The organism is Yonghaparkia sp. Root332, from assembly GCF_001425665.1.
Taxonomy (GTDB): domain Bacteria; phylum Actinomycetota; class Actinomycetes; order Actinomycetales; family Microbacteriaceae; genus Microcella.
The window spans coordinates 327,589-345,457 of record NZ_LMCX01000001.1 but is presented as its reverse complement, the minus strand read 5'-3'; the positions used below and the strand labels follow the sequence as shown (position 1 = coordinate 345,457).

The following is a 17,869-nucleotide window of genomic DNA, read 5'->3' as shown; positions in this document are numbered from 1 at the left end:
GGGGGTCAGGCGGGGGGTGCGGCGAGCAGCGCGTAGCAGCGCTCGAGCCGCGCCCTCCACCACTGCGCGCGCTCGTCGGGGGCGGCGAGCCGGCGCAGGGCATCCTCGTCGACCGTCGCGCGACCCGTGCCGATGGCCCCCGTGACGGGCACGACGGGCGCGACCGCGACGTCGTCGGCCAGGAGCGCGCCCGTGCCGAGCCCGCAGTCGAACTCGAGCGCGGGCAGCCGGGCCGCGAGGGCCGCGCCCATCGCGAGCCCGACGCTCGTGTCGAGCGCGCTCGAGACCACCGCCGGAAGCCCCGCCGCCTCGACGATCGCGAGCGCGCGGTCGACGCCGCCGAGCGGTGCGGCCTTGATCACGAGCACGTCGGCCGCCCCCGCGCGCGCGACCGCGAGCGGATCGGCCGCCTTCCGCACGCTCTCGTCGGCCGCGACGAGCACGTCGATGCGGTGGATGCGCCGTCGCAGCTCCGCGAGCTCCTCGACCGAGGCGCACGGCTGCTCGACGTACTCGAGGTCGAACTGCTCGAGCTCGCGCACCGCGTGCTCCGCCTCGTCCAGGTTCCACGCGCCGTTCGCGTCGAGCCGGATCCGCCCCTCGGCGCCGATCAGCCGGCGCGTCTCGCGCACCCGCTCGACGTCGTCGGCGAGCGTCTGACCGCGCTCGGCGACCTTGATCTTCACGGTGCGGCAGCCGTCGTAGCGCGCGAGAACCGCTTCGATGCGGTCGGGCGCGACCGCCGGCAGCGTCGCATTGACGGGGATGCTCCGTCGAAGCACCGCCGCCCCCGAGTCGCGCCAGCCGAAGTCGAGGGCCGCGGCGAGCCACGTCGCGGCCTCGGCGTCTCCGTACTCGGCGAACGGGCTGAACTCGCTCCACCCGGCCGGGCCGCGCAGCAGCACGGCCTCGCGATGCTCGACGCCGCGGAACCGCGTCGTCAGCTGCACCGACACCACCGCGGAGCCGCTCAGCACCTCGTCGAGCGTGGGCAGGGCATCCGCACCGAGGGCCGTCATGCGCCCCAGTCTGGCACTGCCCTGTCGCGCAGGTCGGCCGCGCGCCCCCGCGCGTAGGCTGGCGGCATGGCCGAGCCCGCAGCCCCGCACGTCTCCGAGCTGTTCGACCCCGAGCGCTGGCGCCCCGTCGACGGCTTCGACGCCCTCACCGACATCACGTACCACCTCGACACGAGCGGGCGCATCGCGCGCATCGCGTTCGACCGGCCCGAGGTGCGCAACGCGTTCCGCCCGCACACGGTCGACGAGCTCTACCGCGCGCTCGACGACGCCCGCCAGAACCCGCGCGTCGGCGTCGTGCTGCTGACCGGCAATGGGCCGAGCCCGAAGGATGCGGGGTGGGCGTTCTGCTCGGGTGGGGACCAGCGCATCCGCGGCCGCTTTGGTTATGAGTACGAACCGACGCCCGAGACGGGCGTCGGCGCTGGCGTCGCAGCGGAGGCCAGAAATGGCCTCCGCCCCAGCTCCAGCGCGCCGCGGCTCCACATCCTCGAGGTGCAGCGCCTCATCCGCTTCATGCCCAAGGTCGTCATCGCCGTCGTGCCCGGGTGGGCGGCGGGCGGCGGGCACTCGCTGCACGTCGTGTGCGACCTCACGATCGCGAGCCGCGAGCACGCGCGCTTCAAGCAGACCGACGCCGATGTCGGCAGCTTCGACGCCGGGTACGGCAGCGCCTACCTCGCCAAGCAGGTCGGGCAGAAGATCGCGCGCGAGATCTTCTTCCTCGCCCGCGAATACGACGCCGACCGCGCCTACGCGATGGGCACCGTGAACGCCGTCGTGCCGCACGCCGAGCTCGAGGCCACGGCGCTCGACTGGGCCGAGACGATCCTCACCAAGAGCCCCACGGCGATCCGCATGCTCAAGTACGCGATGAACCTCACCGACGACGGGATGGTGGGGCAGCAGCTCTTCGCGGGCGAGGCCACGCGGCTCGCATACGGCACCGACGAGGCCGTCGAGGGCCGCGACAGCTTCCTCGAGAAGCGCGCGCCCGACTGGTCGCCGTTCCCCTGGCAGTACTAGGCCCCTGGCAGCACGGGGCCCCTGGCAGTACTGACAGCCCTGCGCGCTAGCGTGAACGGGTGACCCGTCCGCTCGCCGTCATCGACACTTCCGACCCTCTTGCGTGCCTCGCGCACCTGCGCGACGCGCTGAGCGGCGATGGGCCCGCGGTCCTCTTCCGCGGCGGCGGAGTGAACCCCGTCCAGACCGCCCCGCTCGAGGTCGAGAAGCGCATCGCCCTCGTCGTGGAGACGAGCGGGTCGACCGGCACGCCCAAGCGCGTCGCCCTGAGCGCCGACGCCGTGCTCGCGAGCGCCGCCGCCTCCAACGGCGCGCTCGGCGAGCCCGGCCAGTGGCTGCTCGCGCTGCCCGTGCACTACATCGCCGGCATCAACGTGCTCGCGCGCTCGCTCGCGGCGGGCATCCCCCCTGTTGCGGTCGCGCCCGGCCGTATGGACGCCGCGACCGTCCTCGCCGCGACCGGCCGAATGACCGAGAAGGTGCGGTACACCGCACTCGTCCCGGCCCAGCTCGGGCGCCTGCTCGACGAGGCCGACGCGAACGACGAGCTGCGCGAGGCGATCGCCGGGTTCTCGCGCATCCTCGTCGGCGGCCAGTCGACGCCCGCCGCGCTCGTCGACCGCGCCCGCGCGCACGGCTGGCGCGTCACCCGCACGTACGGCTCGAGCGAGACGTGCGGCGGCTTCGTGTACGACGGCCGCCCGATCGGGCAGGCGATGGTGCGCATCGTCGACGGTCGCATCGAGCTCGGCGGCCCGACGATCGCCGAGTACTACCTCGGCGACCCCGAGCGCACCGAGCGCACGTTCGTCGAGCACGACGAGCACCGCTGGTACCGCACCGACGACGCCGGCGAGCTCGTCGACGGCGTGCTGCGCGTCACCGGCCGCCTCGACGACACGATCGTGACGGGCGGCCTCAAAGTGAGGCTCGGCGACGTCGAGCGCGTCGTCCGCGAGCAGCCCGGGCTCTCCGACGCCGTCGTCGTCGCGGGCCACCACCCCGAGTGGGGCGAGGTCCCCGTCGTCGTGACGACCGCGCGCCCCGACCTCGCGGCGCTGCGGCGCGCGGTGGGCGCCGTCCTCCCGCCCGAGGCGCGCCCCGACCGCGTCATCACGGTGGATGCTCTGCCGACGCTGCCCTCCGGCAAGCCCGACCGCCTCGCCATCGCGGAGCGCGCCCGCCCCTAGGATCATGCTCGTGGCGACGAAGCGACCTGCGACCAGGGCACCCCAGAAGACCTCAGGCTCCTCCTCGGCGAAGAAGCGCTCGGGGCGACCCGGCGGACGACCGGCCTCGGCCGCGCGTTCGGGCAACCCGGCGGCGGCGTCGCGCGCGACCGCGCGCGACTGGATCGCCGGCGCCCGCCTGCGCACCCTGAGCCTCGCGATCGCGCCCGTCGCCCTCGGGACGGCCGTCGCGCACGTGAACGCCGGCGCGGACATCCTCATCGCGGTGCTCTGCCTCGCGACCGCGGTGCTCCTGCAGATCGGGGTCAACTACGCCAACGACTACTCCGACGGCGTGCGCGGCACCGACGCCCAGCGCGTCGGCCCGCGGCGCCTCACCGGCTCGGGTGCCGCGCCGGCGCGCACCGTGCTCACCGTCGCGCTCGTCTTCTTCGGCCTCGGTGCGCTCGCCGGCCTCGCCGTGGTCGTGCTGAGCGGCCAGTACTGGCTGCTGCTGATCGGAGCCGTCGCGCTCGCCGCCGCGTGGTTCTACACCGGCGGCCGCCGCCCCTACGGCTACTCGGGCCTCGGCGAGCTCGTCGCGTTCGTGTTCTTCGGCCTCGTCGCGACCGTCGGCACGACCTACGTGCAGATCGTCGACGCTCCGCTCGACGCCTGGCTCGCGGGCGTCATCGCAGGTCTCTTCGCGGCGGCCGTCATGCTCGTCAACAACATCCGCGATCGCGGTCAGGATGCCCTGGCCGGCAAGCGCACGCTGGCCGTGCGGCTGGGCGATCGGGCGGCCCGCATCCTCTTCTCGGTGCTCATCGTCGGCGCCTACGGCGTGCTCGGCTGGTACGCGGCGCTCTACGTGTGGGCGCCGTACGTGTACTTCACTCTGCTGATCAGTGCGCCCGTCATCCTCATCGTGGTGCTCGCGCGCACGGCGGCCGAGCTCGTGCTCGCGCTCAAGCTCACCTCGCTCGCGGCGCTCGCGACCGGGCTCGGGCTCGCTGCCGCGATCGCCTTCTAGTCGTACTCGGTCAGCTCGCGGCGTCCTCGGCCGCGGCGTCCGGGTCGACGGCGGGCTTCGCCCGGCGCTCGGCGAGGTCGGCGGCCACCGCGTCGCGGAGCCGGCCGAAGAAGATGTACGAGACCGTGAGGGCGACGACGGCCGCGATGACGGCGGCGATCACGATGACGGCGAACCCGACGACGCCGATCGACTCCAGCGGGGCCGGCAGCACCAGGAAGAGCAGGGCGAACGCCGCTCCGAAGATGCCGAGACGCACGAGGCTGTACTGGATCCAGGGGTTCACGCCCCCAGTCTAGGAGCGGCCGTCCGAGCACCCGCTCCGCTCCCCGACCGCACCCGGCGCGGGCCCAGGGGTCCGGCGTACACTCGCCCCATGGCCAGGTTCCTCGTCGTGCTCGCCGTGGTCGCGGTCGCGTTCACGATCTACACGCTCGTCGACGTCCTGCTCACCGACCGCTCCCGCGTGCGCGGCCTGCAGAAGCCCGTCTGGGCCATCCTCGTCGTTCTCCTGCCGGTCATCGGCGGCATCCTCTGGCTCGTCATCGGCAAGGCCCGCCGCACGTCCGGCGGCACGCGCATCATCGCCCCCGACGACGACCCCGACTTCCTCGGCTCCATCAACCGGGAGGACGTCGCGCGCCGCGCGGAGCAGGACGAGCGCCTCCGCCGTCTCGAGCAGGAACTCGCCGACCTCGACGATGACACCCGCGACGACTCCGCCCGCTGAGTCGCCGGCGCAGCGCGCCGCGACCGCCCTCGTCGTCGGGCTGATCCGCCACGGCGTGCGCGACGTCGTCCTGAGCCCCGGCTCCCGCTCGCAGGCCCTCGCGCTCGCCGTCGCGGCCGCCGCCCGCGCCGGCGCGATCGAGCTGCACGTCCGCGTGGACGAGCGGGTCGCGGGGTTCACCGCCCTCGGCCTCGCCGCCGAGTCGGGCCTGCCCGTGCCCGTCATCTGCACCTCGGGGACCGCCGTCGCGAACCTGCACCCGGCCGTCCTCGAGGCCCACCACTCGGGAGTCGGCATCATCGTGCTCTCGGCCGACCGGCCCGCCGAGCTGCGGGGAATCGGCAGCAATCAGACGACCGTGCAGCCGGGCATCTTCGGCGACCTCGTGCGCGCCGACTGGGACGTCGCGGCTCCCGTCGGCGCTGCCCACGAGGTCGACGACGCGGGCGACCTGGCCGAGCTCGCCGTCCGCGCCGCGGCGGAGGGCCCGGTGCACGTGAACCTCGCCTACCGCGAGCCGCTCAGCGGAGCCGTGGAGCTTCCCGCCGACCTCGGTGCGGGCGAGCATCCCGCCGCCGGTGACGACGAGCGCGGCACGACCGCGCCGGGCGATCGCCGCGACCGCATCGTGCTCGACCTGGAGCCCGACGACGCGACCGTCGTCATCGCGGGCACCGGGGCCGGGCCGCTCGCGACGGAGCTCGCCGAGAAGCTCGGCGCCCCGCTCATCGCCGAGGTCGCGAGCGAGTCGCGCTTCGGTCGGCACGTCGTCGCGGCCTACCGCGACGTGCTGCGCGGGCCCCACGGCGACGCGGTCGCGCGCGCGATCGTCGTCGGCCATCCGACGCTGAGCCGCGAGGTGCCGGCGCTGCTGCAGCGCGCGGACGTCGAGGCGATCGTCATCCGCACGCCCGGGGTCGAGGCGTACGACCCGGGTCGCCGCGCGCGCATCGTCGACGGCGTCCGCGTGCACGGCATCCCCGACCCGGCGGTCGTGCGGCGCTGGGTGGGCGGCTGGGTCGCGATGTCGCGCGCCGTGCTCGAGTCGGAGGCGCCCGACGACCCCGCGCCCGATCTCGGTGCGGCCGTCTCGGAGGAGCCGAGCGTGCGAGCCGCCTTCGCCCGCGCCGAGATGGCGATCCTGCGCGCCCCCGTCGACCGGCGGATGCTCGCCCGCGCGCTCTGGGCATCCACCTGGCCGCACGATCGCCTCGTGCTGGGGGCCTCGCGCCTCATCCGGGAGGCCGACCGCATCGTTCCCGGCAAGAGGATCCCCGTCCACGCCAACCGCGGTCTCGCCGGCATCGACGGCACGATCTCGACGGCCGCCGGCATCGCGCTCGCCGCCCGTCGAGCCGAGCGCCGCGGCGTCGTCCGCGTGCTGCTCGGCGACCTCGCCGCGGTCCACGACGCCGGGGCGCTCCTGGCTCCGCTGCCGGAGGACGTCTCGCTGCACGTGTTCGTCGGCGACGACGGCGGCGGGACGATCTTCGACTCGCTCGAGGTCGCCGCGACCGCCGATGCCGACGACTTCACCCGCGTCATGCGCACACCCGTCGCGGTCGACTTCGCGGCGCTCGCCGCGGCCGGCGGGTGGGAGCACCGTCGCGTCACGACGCGCGCCGAGCTCGACGACGCCCTCACCGCGCGCGAGCGCCTGCTGCTCGTGCACGTGCCCCTCGAGCCGTAGGCCCGTGAGCGCACTCGACGCGCAGGCCGCGCGCCGCGTAGCGTCGCCCCATGGACCAGCTGCTGCGAGCCGGCGCCGACGTGCGCCTCGCCGACATCGACACCCGCGCCACCCCCGGCTTCGACGGCGACAAGAAGGACGGGCAGGCGGCCCTCGCGGCCGGCGCCGACGAGCTCAGCGCCCTGCAGGAGAAGCTCTTCGCCGCGAGTCGCGCGGGCGACGAGCGGCGCATCCTCCTCGTCCTCCAGGCCATGGACACCGCCGGCAAGGGTGGAATCCTCCGCCACGTCGTCGGCGCCGTCGACCCGCAGGGCGTCGCGCTCGCCGCCTTCAAGAAGCCCACGCCGGAGGAGCTCGCCGAGCACTTCCTCGCCCGCATCGCGCGCCGCCTCCCCGGCCCCGGCATGATCGGCGTCTTCGACCGCTCGCACTACGAGGACGTCCTCATCGCGCGCGTCCGCGAGCTCGCCCCGGCCGACGAGATCGAGCGCCGCTACGGCGAGATCCGCGACTTCGAGCGGCGACTCGTCGACGACGGCACGCGCGTCATCAAGGTCATGCTCCACATCTCGCCCGATGAGCAGAAGGAGCGCCTGCAGGAGCGCCTCGATCGCGCCGATAAGCACTGGAAGTACAACCCCGGCGACGTCGACGAGCGGATGCTCTGGCCGCAGTACATGGAGGCCTACGAGCGCGCCATCGCCGAGACCGACGCCGATCACGCCCCGTGGTTCGTCGTGCCCGCCGACCGCAAGTGGTTCGCCCGCCTCGCCGTGCAGCACCTCCTGCTGCGCGAGCTGCGCGAGCTCGACCCGCAGTGGCCGGCCGCCGACTTCGACGTCGAGCTCGAGAAGCGGCGGCTCGCGGCGAGCTAGGACCGCGCGGGCCGGTCGAGCGGGCGACTAGCGCAGGGCATCCGCGATCGGACGGAACTTCATGCGCGTCTCGGCGAGCTCCGACTCCGGGTCGGAGTCCGCGACGATGCCCGCCCCCGCGTACGCCGTGAGCGTGCCGTCGTCGTCGATGCGCGCGCAGCGCAGCGCGATGACCCACTCGCCGTCGCCGTCCTGGTCGATCCAGCCGACCGGGCCGGCGTAGCGGCCGCGATCGAAGGGCTCCAGCTCGGCGATGAGCCGCAGGGCGTCCGCCGTCGGGCTGCCGGCGACCGCGGCCGTGGGGTGCAGGGCGGCCACGAGATCGAGGCCCGAGGCGTCCTCCGAGAGCTCGACCTCGACATCCGTCGCCAGGTGCCAGAGGTTGGCGAGCTTGAGGGTGAAGGGAGACTCGCTCGCGGTCACCGCGCGCGCGTGGGGGCGGAGCGCGCGCAGCACGCTCTGCACCGCGAAGGCGTGCTCGTCGAGATCCTTCGTGCTCGTCGCGAGGGCCGTCGCGGCGGCGGCGTCGTCGGTCGCGCCGGCGCCCCGGGCGCGCGACCCGGCGAGCACGCGCGCCGAGGCCTCGCGGGCGTGCACGCTCACGAGCGTCTCGGGGCTCGCGCCGACGAGCCCGTCGACGGCGAAGGTGAGCGTGTCGGGGTAGGCCTCGGCGAGCTCCTGCAGCAGCGCCCTCCGGTCGGCATCGGCGGGGATGCTCGCGCGCGCGTCGCGCGCCATGACGACCTTCTCGACCTCGCCCGAGCGGATCCGAGTCACGACGTCGCGCACGAGCGCCACGTACTCCTGGCGCGTGAGGGATGCCGCCGCGAGCGTCGCCCGCGGCCGGGCCCCGAGCCGCGTCGCCACGGGAGGGGCGAGCTCGAGGTCGCGCCCGCCGTCGTCGGAGGTGATGCGCGTCACCCAGGTGACCGGCCCGCGCCGGCCCACGACGATCTCGGGCACGATGAGCACGCTCTCGACCGCCGAGGTGTCGGCGAACGCGAAGGCCCCGAAGGCGACGAGCCCCGACCCGGGCTGGTGCACGGCGTCGTCGACGCGGGCGGCCGCGGCGAGCTCGCGCCACGCGGCCGCGGCGCGCGCGAGGCGGTCGGGGCCGGTGACGGTGATGCGGGCGATCTCGCCGATGCCGACGATGCCGTCGCCGCGCCGGAGGGCGACGAGGGGATGCGCGGCCGAGGCGTACTCGAGCAGGGCCGTCGCGTCATCGACGGGTTCGGAGACCGCGCGCAGGGCGGCTCCCGGCGACGCGGAGGAGGGCACGTAGGGAAGCGTACCGCCGGGACCCCGAGCGCCCAGGCCGCTCGCGGACAACGCGCAGTGAGCACTCACTAGACTGAGCGGCGTGACGAGGGCCGACCTGAGCAAGAAGTCGCGCGACGTCGCGGCAATGTTCGACGGCGTCGCCCGCGGCTACGACCGCACCAACGCCGTGCTCTCCGTCGGCAACGCCTCGCTCTGGCGCCTGCACACGGTGCGCGCGATCGATCCGCAGCCGGGCGAGCGCATCCTCGACATCGCCGCGGGCACGGGCACGAGCTCGGCCGCGATCGCGAGGTCGGGCGCCCGCGTCATCGCGTTCGACTTCTCCGCCGGCATGATCGAGGAGGGGCGCAAGCGCCACCCCGAGCTCGAGTTCGTCGAGGGCGACGCGCAGAGGCTGCCCTTCGGCGACGACGAGTTCGACGCCGTCACGATCAGCTTCGGCCTGCGAAACGTGGAGGACCCGCGCCTCGCTCTGAGCGAGATGTACCGCGTCCTGAAGCCCGGCGGACGCCTCCTCATCTGCGAATTCTCGCGCCCGCCGATCGGCATCATCCGCCGCGGCTACTTCGCCTACCTGCAGAAGGTCATGCCCTTCATCGCGGGCGCCGCGAGCACGAACCCCGACGCCTACCGGTACCTGTTCGAGTCGATCGCGGACTGGCCCGAGCAGGGCATCCTGTGCCAGTGGATGCGCGCCGCCGGCTTCACGCGCGTGGCCTACCGCAACCTCACGGTCGGGGTCGTGGCCCTGCACCGCGGACGCAAGCCGATCGATGCGGCGATCCGGGCATCCGCCGCCAAGAAGCGCGTCGCCCGCCGGCGCCCCACCTCGTCGGCCGCGGCCGAGTGACCCCCTGACAGATCGGCACACCGTGACCTGGAGCACTCCTCTCGCTCGCCGCAGCAAGACGCTCAGCGCGTCGCTCGGGCTCGGCGAGAAGCTCTTCGCCTCGAGCGAGGAGCGCCGCTTCGCGGACGCCATCGAGTCGGGCCTCGAGACCGTCGAGGCGGGCCTGCTGAAGGAGGTCGCCTTCGCCGACGACATGGCGGATGTCACGTCCCGCTACCTTCTCGAGGCCGGCGGCAAGCGCATCCGACCCGTGCTCACGCTCCTCACCGCGCAGCTCGGCGACGGGGCGACCCCCGCCGTCGTCACCGCCGCGCAGGCCATCGAGATCACGCACCTCGCCTCGCTGTACCACGACGACGTCATGGACGAGGCGGAGCTTCGCCGCGGCGTCCCGACCGCGCAGCACGTGTGGGGCAACTCGGTGGCGATCCTGACCGGCGACCTGCTCTTCGCCCGGGCCTCCAAGCTCGTCGCGAGCCTCGGCGAGGGCGCCATCAAGCTTCAGGCCGACACGTTCGAGCGCCTGTGCCTCGGGCAGCTGCACGAGACCCTCGGCCCGCGGGCGAGCGACGACCCGATCGAGCACTACCTGCAGGTGCTCGCCGACAAGACGGGCTCGCTCATCGCGGCCGCCGCGCAGATGGGCGTCATCTTCTCCAACGCCCCGACGGAGTTCGAGGAGCCGGTCGTCGCCTTCGGCGAGAGGATCGGCGTCGCCTTCCAGCTCATCGACGACGTGATCGATCTCGCGGAGGCAGACGCCGAGACGGGCAAGGCGCAGGGCACCGACCTGCGCAGCGGCGTCGCGACGCTCCCCCTGCTCTTCCTTCGCCGGGCCGCGGCGACGGACGCGAGCGCCGCCGAGCTGCTGGGTCGCATCGAGCGCAACGTCGACGAGCTCGACGACGCGGCGACCTCCGCGGAGGACCGCGCGGCCGACGAGGCCGAGCTGGCCGCGGCGATCGCGGAGCTGCGCGGCCACCCGGTGACGGAGGAGACCCTGCTCGAGGCCCGCCGCTGGGCCGACGACGCGGTCGCCGCGCTCGCGCCGCTGCCCGACGGGCCGGTGAAGAAGGCTCTGACGAAGTTCGCCGAGGCGGTCGTCGACCGCAGCAAGTAGGGCCGCGAGCGTCCCGCGCGCGCCGCGAGCCCCCACGACCCCCGCACGATCGAGGAACGGAACCACCCGCATGACCAAGCTCAGGCTCGCCATCGTCGGAGCAGGCCCCGCCGGCATCTACGCCGCCGACATCCTGCTCAAGCACGAGCGCTCGTTCGAGGTCTCGATCGACCTGTTCGACCAGCTGCCCGCGCCGTACGGTCTGGTCCGGTACGGCGTCGCCCCCGATCACCCGCGCATCAAGGGCATCATCAACGCCCTGCGCGACGTGCTCGACTCCGGCGACATCCGCATCTTCGGCAACGTCCGGTACGGCACCGACATCACGCTCGACGATCTGAAGCGGCACTACAACGCCGTGATCTTCGCGACGGGGGCGGTGCGCGATGCCGAGCTGAGCATCCCCGGCATCGACCTGGAGGGCTCGTACGGCGCCGCCGACTTCGTCAGCTGGTACGACGGCCACCCCGACGTCCCGCGAGAGTGGCCGCTGACCGCGCAGTCGGTGGCGGTGATCGGCAACGGCAACGTCGCGCTCGACGTCGCGCGCGTGCTCGCGAAGCACCCGGAGGATCTGCTGCCGACGGAGATCCCCGACAACGTCCACGCGGGCCTCGAGGCGTCGCCCGTCACCGACGTGCACGTCTTCGGCCGCCGCGGCCCCATGCAGGTGAAGTTCACGCCGCTGGAGCTGCGCGAGCTCGGCGAGCTGCGCGACGTCGACATGATCGTGCACGACGAGGACTTCGAGTACGACGACGCCGCGCGCGCGGCGATCGCGTCGAACAAGCAGCTCTTCGTGATCGACAAGGTCTTCAGCCAGTGGCGCGCCCGCGAGACCGGCCAGGCGTCGCGGCGCCTGCACCTGCACTTCTACGCGAAGCCCGTCGAGGTGCTCGGCGAGGACGGCCGGGTCGTGGGCTTCCGGTACGAGCGCACGCGCCCGGACGGCGCCGGCGGGGTCGTCGGAACGGGGGAGCTCCGCGAGGTGCCCGTGCAGGCGGTCTACCGCGCGGTCGGCTACTTCGGCTCGCCGCTCGACGGCATCCCCTTCGACGACCGCCACGGCGTCATCCCGAACCACGAGGGCCGAGTGCTCGGCGACGACAACGCCGTCCTCCCCGGCGTCTACGCGACGGGCTGGATCAAGCGCGGCCCCGTCGGCCTCATCGGCCACACGAAGAGCGACGCGATGGAGACCATCCAGCACGTGCTCAACGGTCAGGCCGGCTGGTGGAGCCCGTCCGAGCCGGACGAGGGCGCTGTCGTCGAGCTGCTCCGCAGTCGAGGGGTCCTCTACACGGACCTCGACGGATGGCGACGCCTCGACGCCCACGAGCAGGAGCTCGGCGCCGCTCGCGGCCGCGCCCGCATCAAGGTCGTGCCGCGCGACGAGATGGTGCGCATCTCGCGCGACTAGCTCTCGGCCCACGGCGGCATCTTGGCGAGGGCGCGTTCGTATCTCCGTTTCGATGGACTGTCGCTCGCGGGCGGATGGAGGTCGGGATCCTCAGCGTTCGGGAGCCGGCACCGAGCCAGCTGACGTCGAGCTATCGCGTCGCTCACCACCCGTCGATCGGGCCCGACCTCGCCGTAGTGGCGAACGATCCCGAGTCCGACGGCGTCACGGCCTATCGTCGCCGGTGTCCGTCCGTGCCGCCGGATCGAGATGTGAACCACCCGCGGATCGTGGCGGGAGTCATCGGCGCGGACAAGCCCGTGATGGACGAGAGCGCTGATGCAGGCCAGCGGACCCCCGGCGGCCCAGCCCCGCCGGACGTCCTGCGGGAGGTCGGGCGTTCCGTACCAGCCGTGCCGCAATCGCACGAGTCGTCGTCGTCCGAGCGCGACGCGGAGAAGGTCCTCGTCGTAGCCCAGCGACCGGAGTTCGGCGAACGACACGATGCCACCGCAGGCCGACAGGTAGTCATCGAGTGCCTGAGGGTCGAGCATGTCGGCCAGTGTTGCGCGCGCCGGGCTTCGCCGCAGGGCCAGGCGCGGCGCATGGGGAATGGCGAACCCGACGCCTACTCGAGGAGGAGGACCGAACGAGCGTTCGTCGGGTCGGCTCCCGCGTTGCGTGCACCATCGCTTTCAGTAGGAGCATCAGACGGTCCGGATCTGCACGCTTCGATAAGTACGGACGAGCTGAACCCGCGTCACGCAGTCCGCACTTATCGAAGCCTGGTGTGAGCGACGGCCTTCTGCGCCTGCCAGCCTGCGCCTGCCAGCCTGCGGATGTGGATGCGACTACCGATGCGGCCACGGGCGGGAGTGGGCGGAAACGCGGTCATACCGGGAACCCCGAGGGAAGCCGCGCAGAGACCGGCGCGGGGGCGGGGCCGGCGCTCAGACCGCGCGCTCCTCCGTCGTCGCCCACGAGAGGCGAACGAGCTCGCGCAGCACGTCCTCATCGATCGCGTCGAGTCGGTTCACATACACGCAGTCGACCCCGGTCGTGTGCGGCCCGAGCCGTTCGAGCAGCGCCGCCGCCTCCGGGTGCGTCTGCAGGCCGTAGAACGAGAGCTTCGCCTTCCGCGGCGAGAACGCCGCCCGAGGCCACACCCCCTCGTGCCCGCTCGCGTATCGGTACGCGTACTGCCCGAACCCGATCATCGTCGGGCCCCACATCACGGCGTCGGCGCCCGTCTCCGACCGGAACAGCTCCACGAGCCGCGCCCCCTCCGCGCTGCGGCGCGCGTCGAGGGTGGCGAGGAACTCCTCGACCGGCACATCTGTCGGCATCGTCTTCGGCGTCATCGCGAGACCTCCTACTGCACCGTCGCCGTCACACGGGCGAGGTCGTCGAACGCGCGCATGTGGGCCGGCCGGTTCATCCACTGCTCGAGCGTCAGCTCGGTCGAGTTGTCGCGGTACGACTGCTCCACCTCGCGCAGTCGCTTGATGATGGATGCCCCGCGCACCATGACCGACACCTCCAGGTTGAGGCTGAACGAGCGCATGTCCATGTTGCTCGAGCCGATGACGGCGACCTGGTCGTCGATCGTGAAGTGCTTGGCGTGGAGGACCGTCGGCGAACGGTAGAGCCAGATGCGCACGCCGGCCCGCAGGAGCTCCTCGTAGTACGAGCGCTGGGCGTGGAAGACGAGCGTCTGATCGCCGATCTCCGAGACGAACAGCTGCACGTCGAGCCCGCTCTGCGCCGCCGTCGTGATGGCGTAGAGCATCGACTCGTCGGGCACGAAGTAGGGCGAGCAGATCTGGATCTGCTCCTGCGCGGCGTACAGCAGCGAGTTGAACAGCCGCAGGTTGTTCTCCCCCTCGAAGGCGGGACCGCTCGGGACGACCTGCGCGTCGAGCCCGACCTCCGGGTCGACCTCCGGGGCGACGACGCTCTCGCGCAGCAGCAGCTCGTCCGTCTCCGCGTACCAGTCGGTCGCGAAGAGCGCCTCGATGCCCGCCGCGATCGGCCCGTCGAAGCGGACCACGAGCTCCTTCCACGCGAGCCGATCGCCGCTGCGCAGCGGCTTGCGGTGGTAGCCGCGGTCGACCATGTTCTGCGAGCCCGTGAAGGCCGTCGTCCCGTCCAGGATGAGGAACTTGCGGTGATTGCGCAGGTCGGGCCGCTGCCACTGCCCGCGCCACGGACGCACCGGCAGCATCGCCCGGAACTCGACCCCCATCGCGATCAGCCGGCGCTTCGTCACGCGATAGCCGGGCACTCGCACCGAGGCGACGTGGTCGTAGAGCACGCGCACGGTGAGGCCGCGACGCACGGCGTCCTCGAGCGCGTCGAAGAAGTCGGCGGTCGCCTCGTCGAGCGACAGGATGTAGAACTCGACGTGCACGATCCGCTCCGCCTCGCGCACCGCCGCCGTCATCGCCGCGATCGACTCCGCGTAGTCGGTGTACAGCTCGGCCGTGTTGCCGCCGACGAGAGGCATCGCCCCGAGCGTGCGGTTGAGCTCGACGATCGGCTCGAGCCACGGCGGCCACGGCGGGTCCTTCCGGACGCGATCCATGCCCTCGGTGGTGTTGAGGATGTACTCGTTGATCTCGGTCTGCTTCTCGCGGCGCCGCTTGGGCAGCCTCCTCGACCCCAGCAGGAGGAAGAGCAGGAAGCCGACGATCGGCAGGATGTAGATGAGCAGCAGCCAGGCGAGCGCCGTCTGCGGGCGCCGGTTGCGCGGCACCATCACGAGCGACGTCACCGCGATGACGACCTGCGCCAGGACGGCGGCGACACCGATGATGAACACGACCCATGCGCTGGCCGTGTCGAGCTCGATGGTCGTCATGGGCGGAGTCTAGTGACGCGGCGAGCGCGTGCCGATGACCGCGACCGCGCCGGCGATCGCCGCGAGGGCCGCGACGAGGCCGACGACGGCCGTCCAGTCGCCCGCGAGGTAGGCGTAGCCGCCGAGCCAGCCGAACAGGCTCGACCCCGCGTAGTAGCCGAGCGTGTACACGCTCGTCGCCTGCGCGCGGCCCGTGGCGGCGCGCTGGCCGATGGCGGCGGATGCGCTGGCGTGCCCCGCGAAGAACCCCGCGGTGAGCACGACGAGGCCGACGATCACGACCGCGAGCTGCTCGACGAGCGTGAGGGCGAGGCCGGCCAGCATGACCCCGGAGGATGCGATGAGCACCGGCCGGATGCCGATGCGCTCGGCGATCGCGCCCGCGACGCGCGAGGAGGCCGTTCCCGCGAGGTAGGCGGCGAACAGGAGCGAGGCGAGCGACGGCGGTAGCAGGAAGGGCGCGCCTTCGAGGTGGAAGGCGAGGTAGTTGTAGACCGTCACGAACCCGCCCATGAGCAGGAAGCCCTGCGCCCACAGCGACACGAGCACGCGGTCGCGGGCGAGGCGTGCGATGGTCCGCGCGACGTGCGCGACCCCGCCGACCGGCCCGCGGTCGAAGCCCCGCGCGCGCGGCGCGAGCACCATGAAGACGGCGGCGGCGACCGCGGCGATGACGGCGACGGTGGCGACGCCGATCCGCCAGCCGGTCTGCTCGGCGACGGGGGCCGCGACGAGCCGGCCGAGGAGCCCGCCGAGGCTCGTCCCGGCGACGTAGGTCGCGGCGGCCGCGGCGGCGTGCCGCCGGTCGACCTCCTCGGCGAGGTAGGTGAGGGCGATCGCGGGGAGGCCGCCGAGCGCGACGCCCTCGATGATGCGCACGCCGACGAGCGACACGATGTCGGGCGCGAGCGGAGCGAGCAGGCCGAGCACGGTCGCGCTCGCGAGGGCGATGCGCATCGCGGGCAGGCGTCCGATCCGGTCGGCGACCCACGACCACGGGATCACCGCCGCCGCGAGCCCCGCCGTCGTCCCCGACACGGTGAGCGCGGCCGTCGCGGCGTCGACGTCGAGGTCGCGAGCGATGAGGGGCAGGATGCCCTGCGTCGAGTACAGCTGCGTGAAGGTCGCGACGCCCGCGAAGGCGAGCGCGACGAGCATACGCCGGTACTCGCGGCTGCCGCGCGCGTGGCCCGCCCAGCCGGAGGACCCGGCGCCCGCGCCCGACACCGCGGTCGGCTAGCGGAAGTTCACGAACTGCAGCGCAACATCCAGGTCCTTGCCCTTGAGCAGCGCCATCGTCGCCTGCAGGTCGTCGCGGCTCTTCGACTGCACGCGCAGCTCGTCGCCCTGGATCTGGCTCTTGACGCTCTTGGGCCCCTCGTCGCGGATGATCTTCGAGATCTTCTTCGCGTCGTCGCTCGAGATGCCGTTCTTGAGCCCCACCTCGATGCGGAACTCCTTGCCGCTCGCGTACGGCGCACCGGTGTCGAGGCTGCGGATCCCGATGCCGCGCTTGATCATCTTCGACTCGAGGACCTCGAGCACGGCCTTGACGCGCTCCTCGGCGCTCGCCTTGAGCAGCAGCTTCTCGCCGCTCCACTCGATCGACGCCCCGACGTTCTTGAAGTCGTAGCGCTGCGCGACTTCCTTCTGCGCCTGGTTGACGGCGTTCTCCGCCTCCATCTTGTCGACCTTGCTCACGATGTCGAATGAGGAATCAGCCATGCGGCCAATCGTAGTCGGGGCGGATGCCCGTGACGCGGTCGACCGCGGGATCTCAGCCGCGCGACTCGCGGTCCGGCCGGGGCCGGGAGGTCGACGAGCGCACGACGAGCTCGAACGGCAGCTGCAAGTTGCTCGGCTCGTCGTCGCGCGACTGCTCGAGCTCGCGCATGAGCAGCTCGACGGCGCGCTCGCCCTGCTGCTCCGGGAACTGCGCGACCGTGGTGAGGCCGAAGAAGGAAGCGAGCTCGTGGTCGTCGATGCCGACGACCGACAGGTCGCGCGGCACGTCGAGGCCCATGTCGCGCGCGGCGAGGATGACGCCGATCGCCATCTCGTCGCTCGCGACGACGACGGCGGTGGGGCGCAGCCGCGGGTCGCCGAGCATCTGCTTCGCGGCGACGTAGCCGCTCTCCATCGTGAAGACGGCCGGGAAGTAGAGCTCGGGGCGCGGCTCGACGCCAGCATCGCGCAGCGCGTCCTCCCAGCCGAGCCGGCGGTTCGTCGGCATGTGGAACGACATCTCGGCGTCGACGTCGCCGCCGATGTGGCCGATCACGGTGTGCCCGAGCGAGAGCAGGTGCTCGGTCGCGAGCCGCGTGACGCCGACGTCGTCGATCGACACGGTCGGCACGCCGCGGATCGGCCCGCCGACGCCGACGAGCGGCTTGCCGAGCGCGTGCAGCGAGTCGACCTCCTCGGCGCTGAGCTCGAGGCTCACGGCGATCACGGCGTCGACGCGCTGCCGGAGCAGGAACTGCTCGAACACCGTGCTGCGCTCGTTGCTCGACCCGGAGAGGTTGTAGAGCGTGAGGTCGTAGCCGTACTGCATGAGGCGCCGCTGGGCCCCCTCGAGGACGGAGGTGTAGAACCAGCGGTTGAGGAAGGGCACGACGACCCCGATGTTTCGCATGCGCCCGGTCGCGAGGCTGGAGGCGCTCGCCGAGACGACGTAGCCGAGCTCGGCCGCGGCCTCCTCGACGCGCTCGCGCGTGGCGGCGGCGACGTGCCCGCGCCCGCTCAGCGCGCGCGAGACCGTGGCGGTCGACACGCCGGCGCGTCGAGCGACGTCGTCGATGCCCACCATGCGGT

At 72.9% G+C, this 17,869-nt stretch carries 18 protein-coding genes; 9 read left to right on the top strand and 9 right to left on the bottom strand.

What is annotated here, in order from left to right; translation table 11 throughout:
• Window positions 1-5: 5 nt before the first annotated feature.
• Window positions 6-1,019: an o-succinylbenzoate synthase gene (locus tag ASC54_RS01620; RefSeq protein ID WP_055896286.1), complete on the bottom strand. Its 1,014-nt coding sequence runs from the start codon at window positions 1,017-1,019 to the stop codon at window positions 6-8.
• Window positions 1,020-1,085: 66 nt separating this feature from the next.
• Between ASC54_RS01620 and ASC54_RS01615 the strand changes: the two genes are divergently transcribed.
• The 3 genes from ASC54_RS01615 to ASC54_RS01605 are packed head-to-tail and all read left to right on the top strand — an operon-like array spanning window position 1,086 to window position 4,247.
• Window positions 1,086-2,045 carry a 1,4-dihydroxy-2-naphthoyl-CoA synthase gene (locus ASC54_RS01615; RefSeq protein WP_055858095.1) on the top strand — a complete coding sequence of 320 codons (960 nt, stop codon included), beginning with the start codon at window positions 1,086-1,088 and terminating at the stop codon, window positions 2,043-2,045.
• Between the two features lie 59 nt (window positions 2,046-2,104).
• Window positions 2,105-3,235, top strand: coding sequence for an AMP-binding protein (locus tag ASC54_RS01610; RefSeq protein ID WP_055896285.1), 1,131 nt, complete (start codon window positions 2,105-2,107; stop codon window positions 3,233-3,235).
• Window positions 3,236-3,245: 10 nt separating this feature from the next.
• Window positions 3,246-4,247: a 1,4-dihydroxy-2-naphthoate polyprenyltransferase gene (locus ASC54_RS01605; protein ID WP_235451355.1), complete on the top strand. Its 1,002-nt coding sequence runs from the start codon at window positions 3,246-3,248 to the stop codon at window positions 4,245-4,247.
• A gap of 10 nt (window positions 4,248-4,257) precedes the next feature.
• Here ASC54_RS01605 and ASC54_RS01600 read toward each other — a convergent pair whose 3' ends face one another.
• Window positions 4,258-4,533, bottom strand: coding sequence for a DUF4229 domain-containing protein (locus tag ASC54_RS01600; protein WP_055858103.1), 276 nt, complete (start codon window positions 4,531-4,533; stop codon window positions 4,258-4,260).
• A 90-nt stretch (window positions 4,534-4,623) separates the two neighbouring features.
• On the opposite strand from ASC54_RS01600, the gene ASC54_RS01595 reads away from it, so the two are divergent.
• The 3 genes from ASC54_RS01595 to ASC54_RS01585 are packed head-to-tail and all read left to right on the top strand — an operon-like array spanning window position 4,624 to window position 7,542.
• Complete coding sequence (locus ASC54_RS01595) at window positions 4,624-4,977, top strand: PLD nuclease N-terminal domain-containing protein (RefSeq protein ID WP_055858106.1); 354 nt, start codon at window positions 4,624-4,626, stop codon at window positions 4,975-4,977.
• Window positions 4,949-6,667, top strand: a complete 1,719-nt coding sequence (menD, locus tag ASC54_RS01590) for a 2-succinyl-5-enolpyruvyl-6-hydroxy-3-cyclohexene-1-carboxylic-acid synthase (protein ID WP_055896279.1) — start codon at window positions 4,949-4,951, stop codon at window positions 6,665-6,667. Before ASC54_RS01595 ends, menD begins: the two co-directional genes overlap by 29 nt.
• Window positions 6,668-6,717: 50 nt before the next feature.
• Window positions 6,718-7,542 carry a PPK2 family polyphosphate kinase gene (locus ASC54_RS01585; RefSeq protein ID WP_055858112.1) on the top strand — a complete coding sequence of 275 codons (825 nt, stop codon included), beginning with the start codon at window positions 6,718-6,720 and terminating at the stop codon, window positions 7,540-7,542.
• Window positions 7,543-7,569: 27 nt separating this feature from the next.
• On the opposite strand, the gene ASC54_RS01580 is transcribed toward ASC54_RS01585, so the two are convergent.
• The gene (locus ASC54_RS01580) at window positions 7,570-8,823 is read right to left on the bottom strand and encodes an isochorismate synthase MenF (RefSeq protein WP_055858114.1); all 1,254 of its coding nucleotides are present in this window, start codon (window positions 8,821-8,823) and stop codon (window positions 7,570-7,572) included.
• An 82-nt stretch (window positions 8,824-8,905) separates the two neighbouring features.
• On the opposite strand from ASC54_RS01580, the gene ASC54_RS01575 reads away from it, so the two are divergent.
• From ASC54_RS01575 to ASC54_RS01565, 3 genes are all read left to right on the top strand, one after another.
• Window positions 8,906-9,676: a class I SAM-dependent methyltransferase gene (locus ASC54_RS01575; RefSeq protein ID WP_082514780.1), complete on the top strand. Its 771-nt coding sequence runs from the start codon at window positions 8,906-8,908 to the stop codon at window positions 9,674-9,676.
• Between the two features lie 22 nt (window positions 9,677-9,698).
• A complete protein-coding gene (locus tag ASC54_RS01570; protein ID WP_055858117.1) occupies window positions 9,699-10,796 on the top strand; it encodes a polyprenyl synthetase family protein in 1,098 nt (365 codons plus the stop codon).
• 70 nt (window positions 10,797-10,866) lie between these two features.
• Window positions 10,867-12,216 carry an FAD-dependent oxidoreductase gene (locus ASC54_RS01565; protein WP_055896275.1) on the top strand — a complete coding sequence of 450 codons (1,350 nt, stop codon included), beginning with the start codon at window positions 10,867-10,869 and terminating at the stop codon, window positions 12,214-12,216.
• Here ASC54_RS01565 and ASC54_RS01560 read toward each other — a convergent pair.
• The 6 genes from ASC54_RS01560 to ASC54_RS01535 form a co-directional block, all read right to left on the bottom strand.
• Window positions 12,213-12,749, bottom strand: coding sequence for a hypothetical protein (locus ASC54_RS01560; protein ID WP_055896272.1), 537 nt, complete (start codon window positions 12,747-12,749; stop codon window positions 12,213-12,215). The genes ASC54_RS01565 and ASC54_RS01560 overlap by 4 nt on opposite strands.
• Window positions 12,750-13,145: 396 nt before the next feature.
• Complete coding sequence (locus tag ASC54_RS01555) at window positions 13,146-13,556, bottom strand: DUF1801 domain-containing protein (protein WP_055896269.1); 411 nt, start codon at window positions 13,554-13,556, stop codon at window positions 13,146-13,148.
• 11 nt (window positions 13,557-13,567) lie between these two features.
• Window positions 13,568-15,055, bottom strand: a complete 1,488-nt coding sequence (gene cls, locus ASC54_RS01550; protein WP_055896266.1) for a cardiolipin synthase — start codon at window positions 15,053-15,055, stop codon at window positions 13,568-13,570.
• 9 nt (window positions 15,056-15,064) lie between these two features.
• Window positions 15,065-16,282 carry an MFS transporter gene (locus ASC54_RS01545; protein WP_055896263.1) on the bottom strand — a complete coding sequence of 406 codons (1,218 nt, stop codon included), beginning with the start codon at window positions 16,280-16,282 and terminating at the stop codon, window positions 15,065-15,067.
• Window positions 16,283-16,291: 9 nt separating this feature from the next.
• The gene (locus ASC54_RS01540; protein WP_055858131.1) at window positions 16,292-16,780 is read right to left on the bottom strand and encodes a YajQ family cyclic di-GMP-binding protein; all 489 of its coding nucleotides are present in this window, start codon (window positions 16,778-16,780) and stop codon (window positions 16,292-16,294) included.
• A gap of 52 nt (window positions 16,781-16,832) precedes the next feature.
• Complete coding sequence (locus tag ASC54_RS01535; protein WP_055858134.1) at window positions 16,833-17,864, bottom strand: LacI family DNA-binding transcriptional regulator; 1,032 nt, start codon at window positions 17,862-17,864, stop codon at window positions 16,833-16,835.
• Window positions 17,865-17,869: the final 5 nt, after the last annotated feature.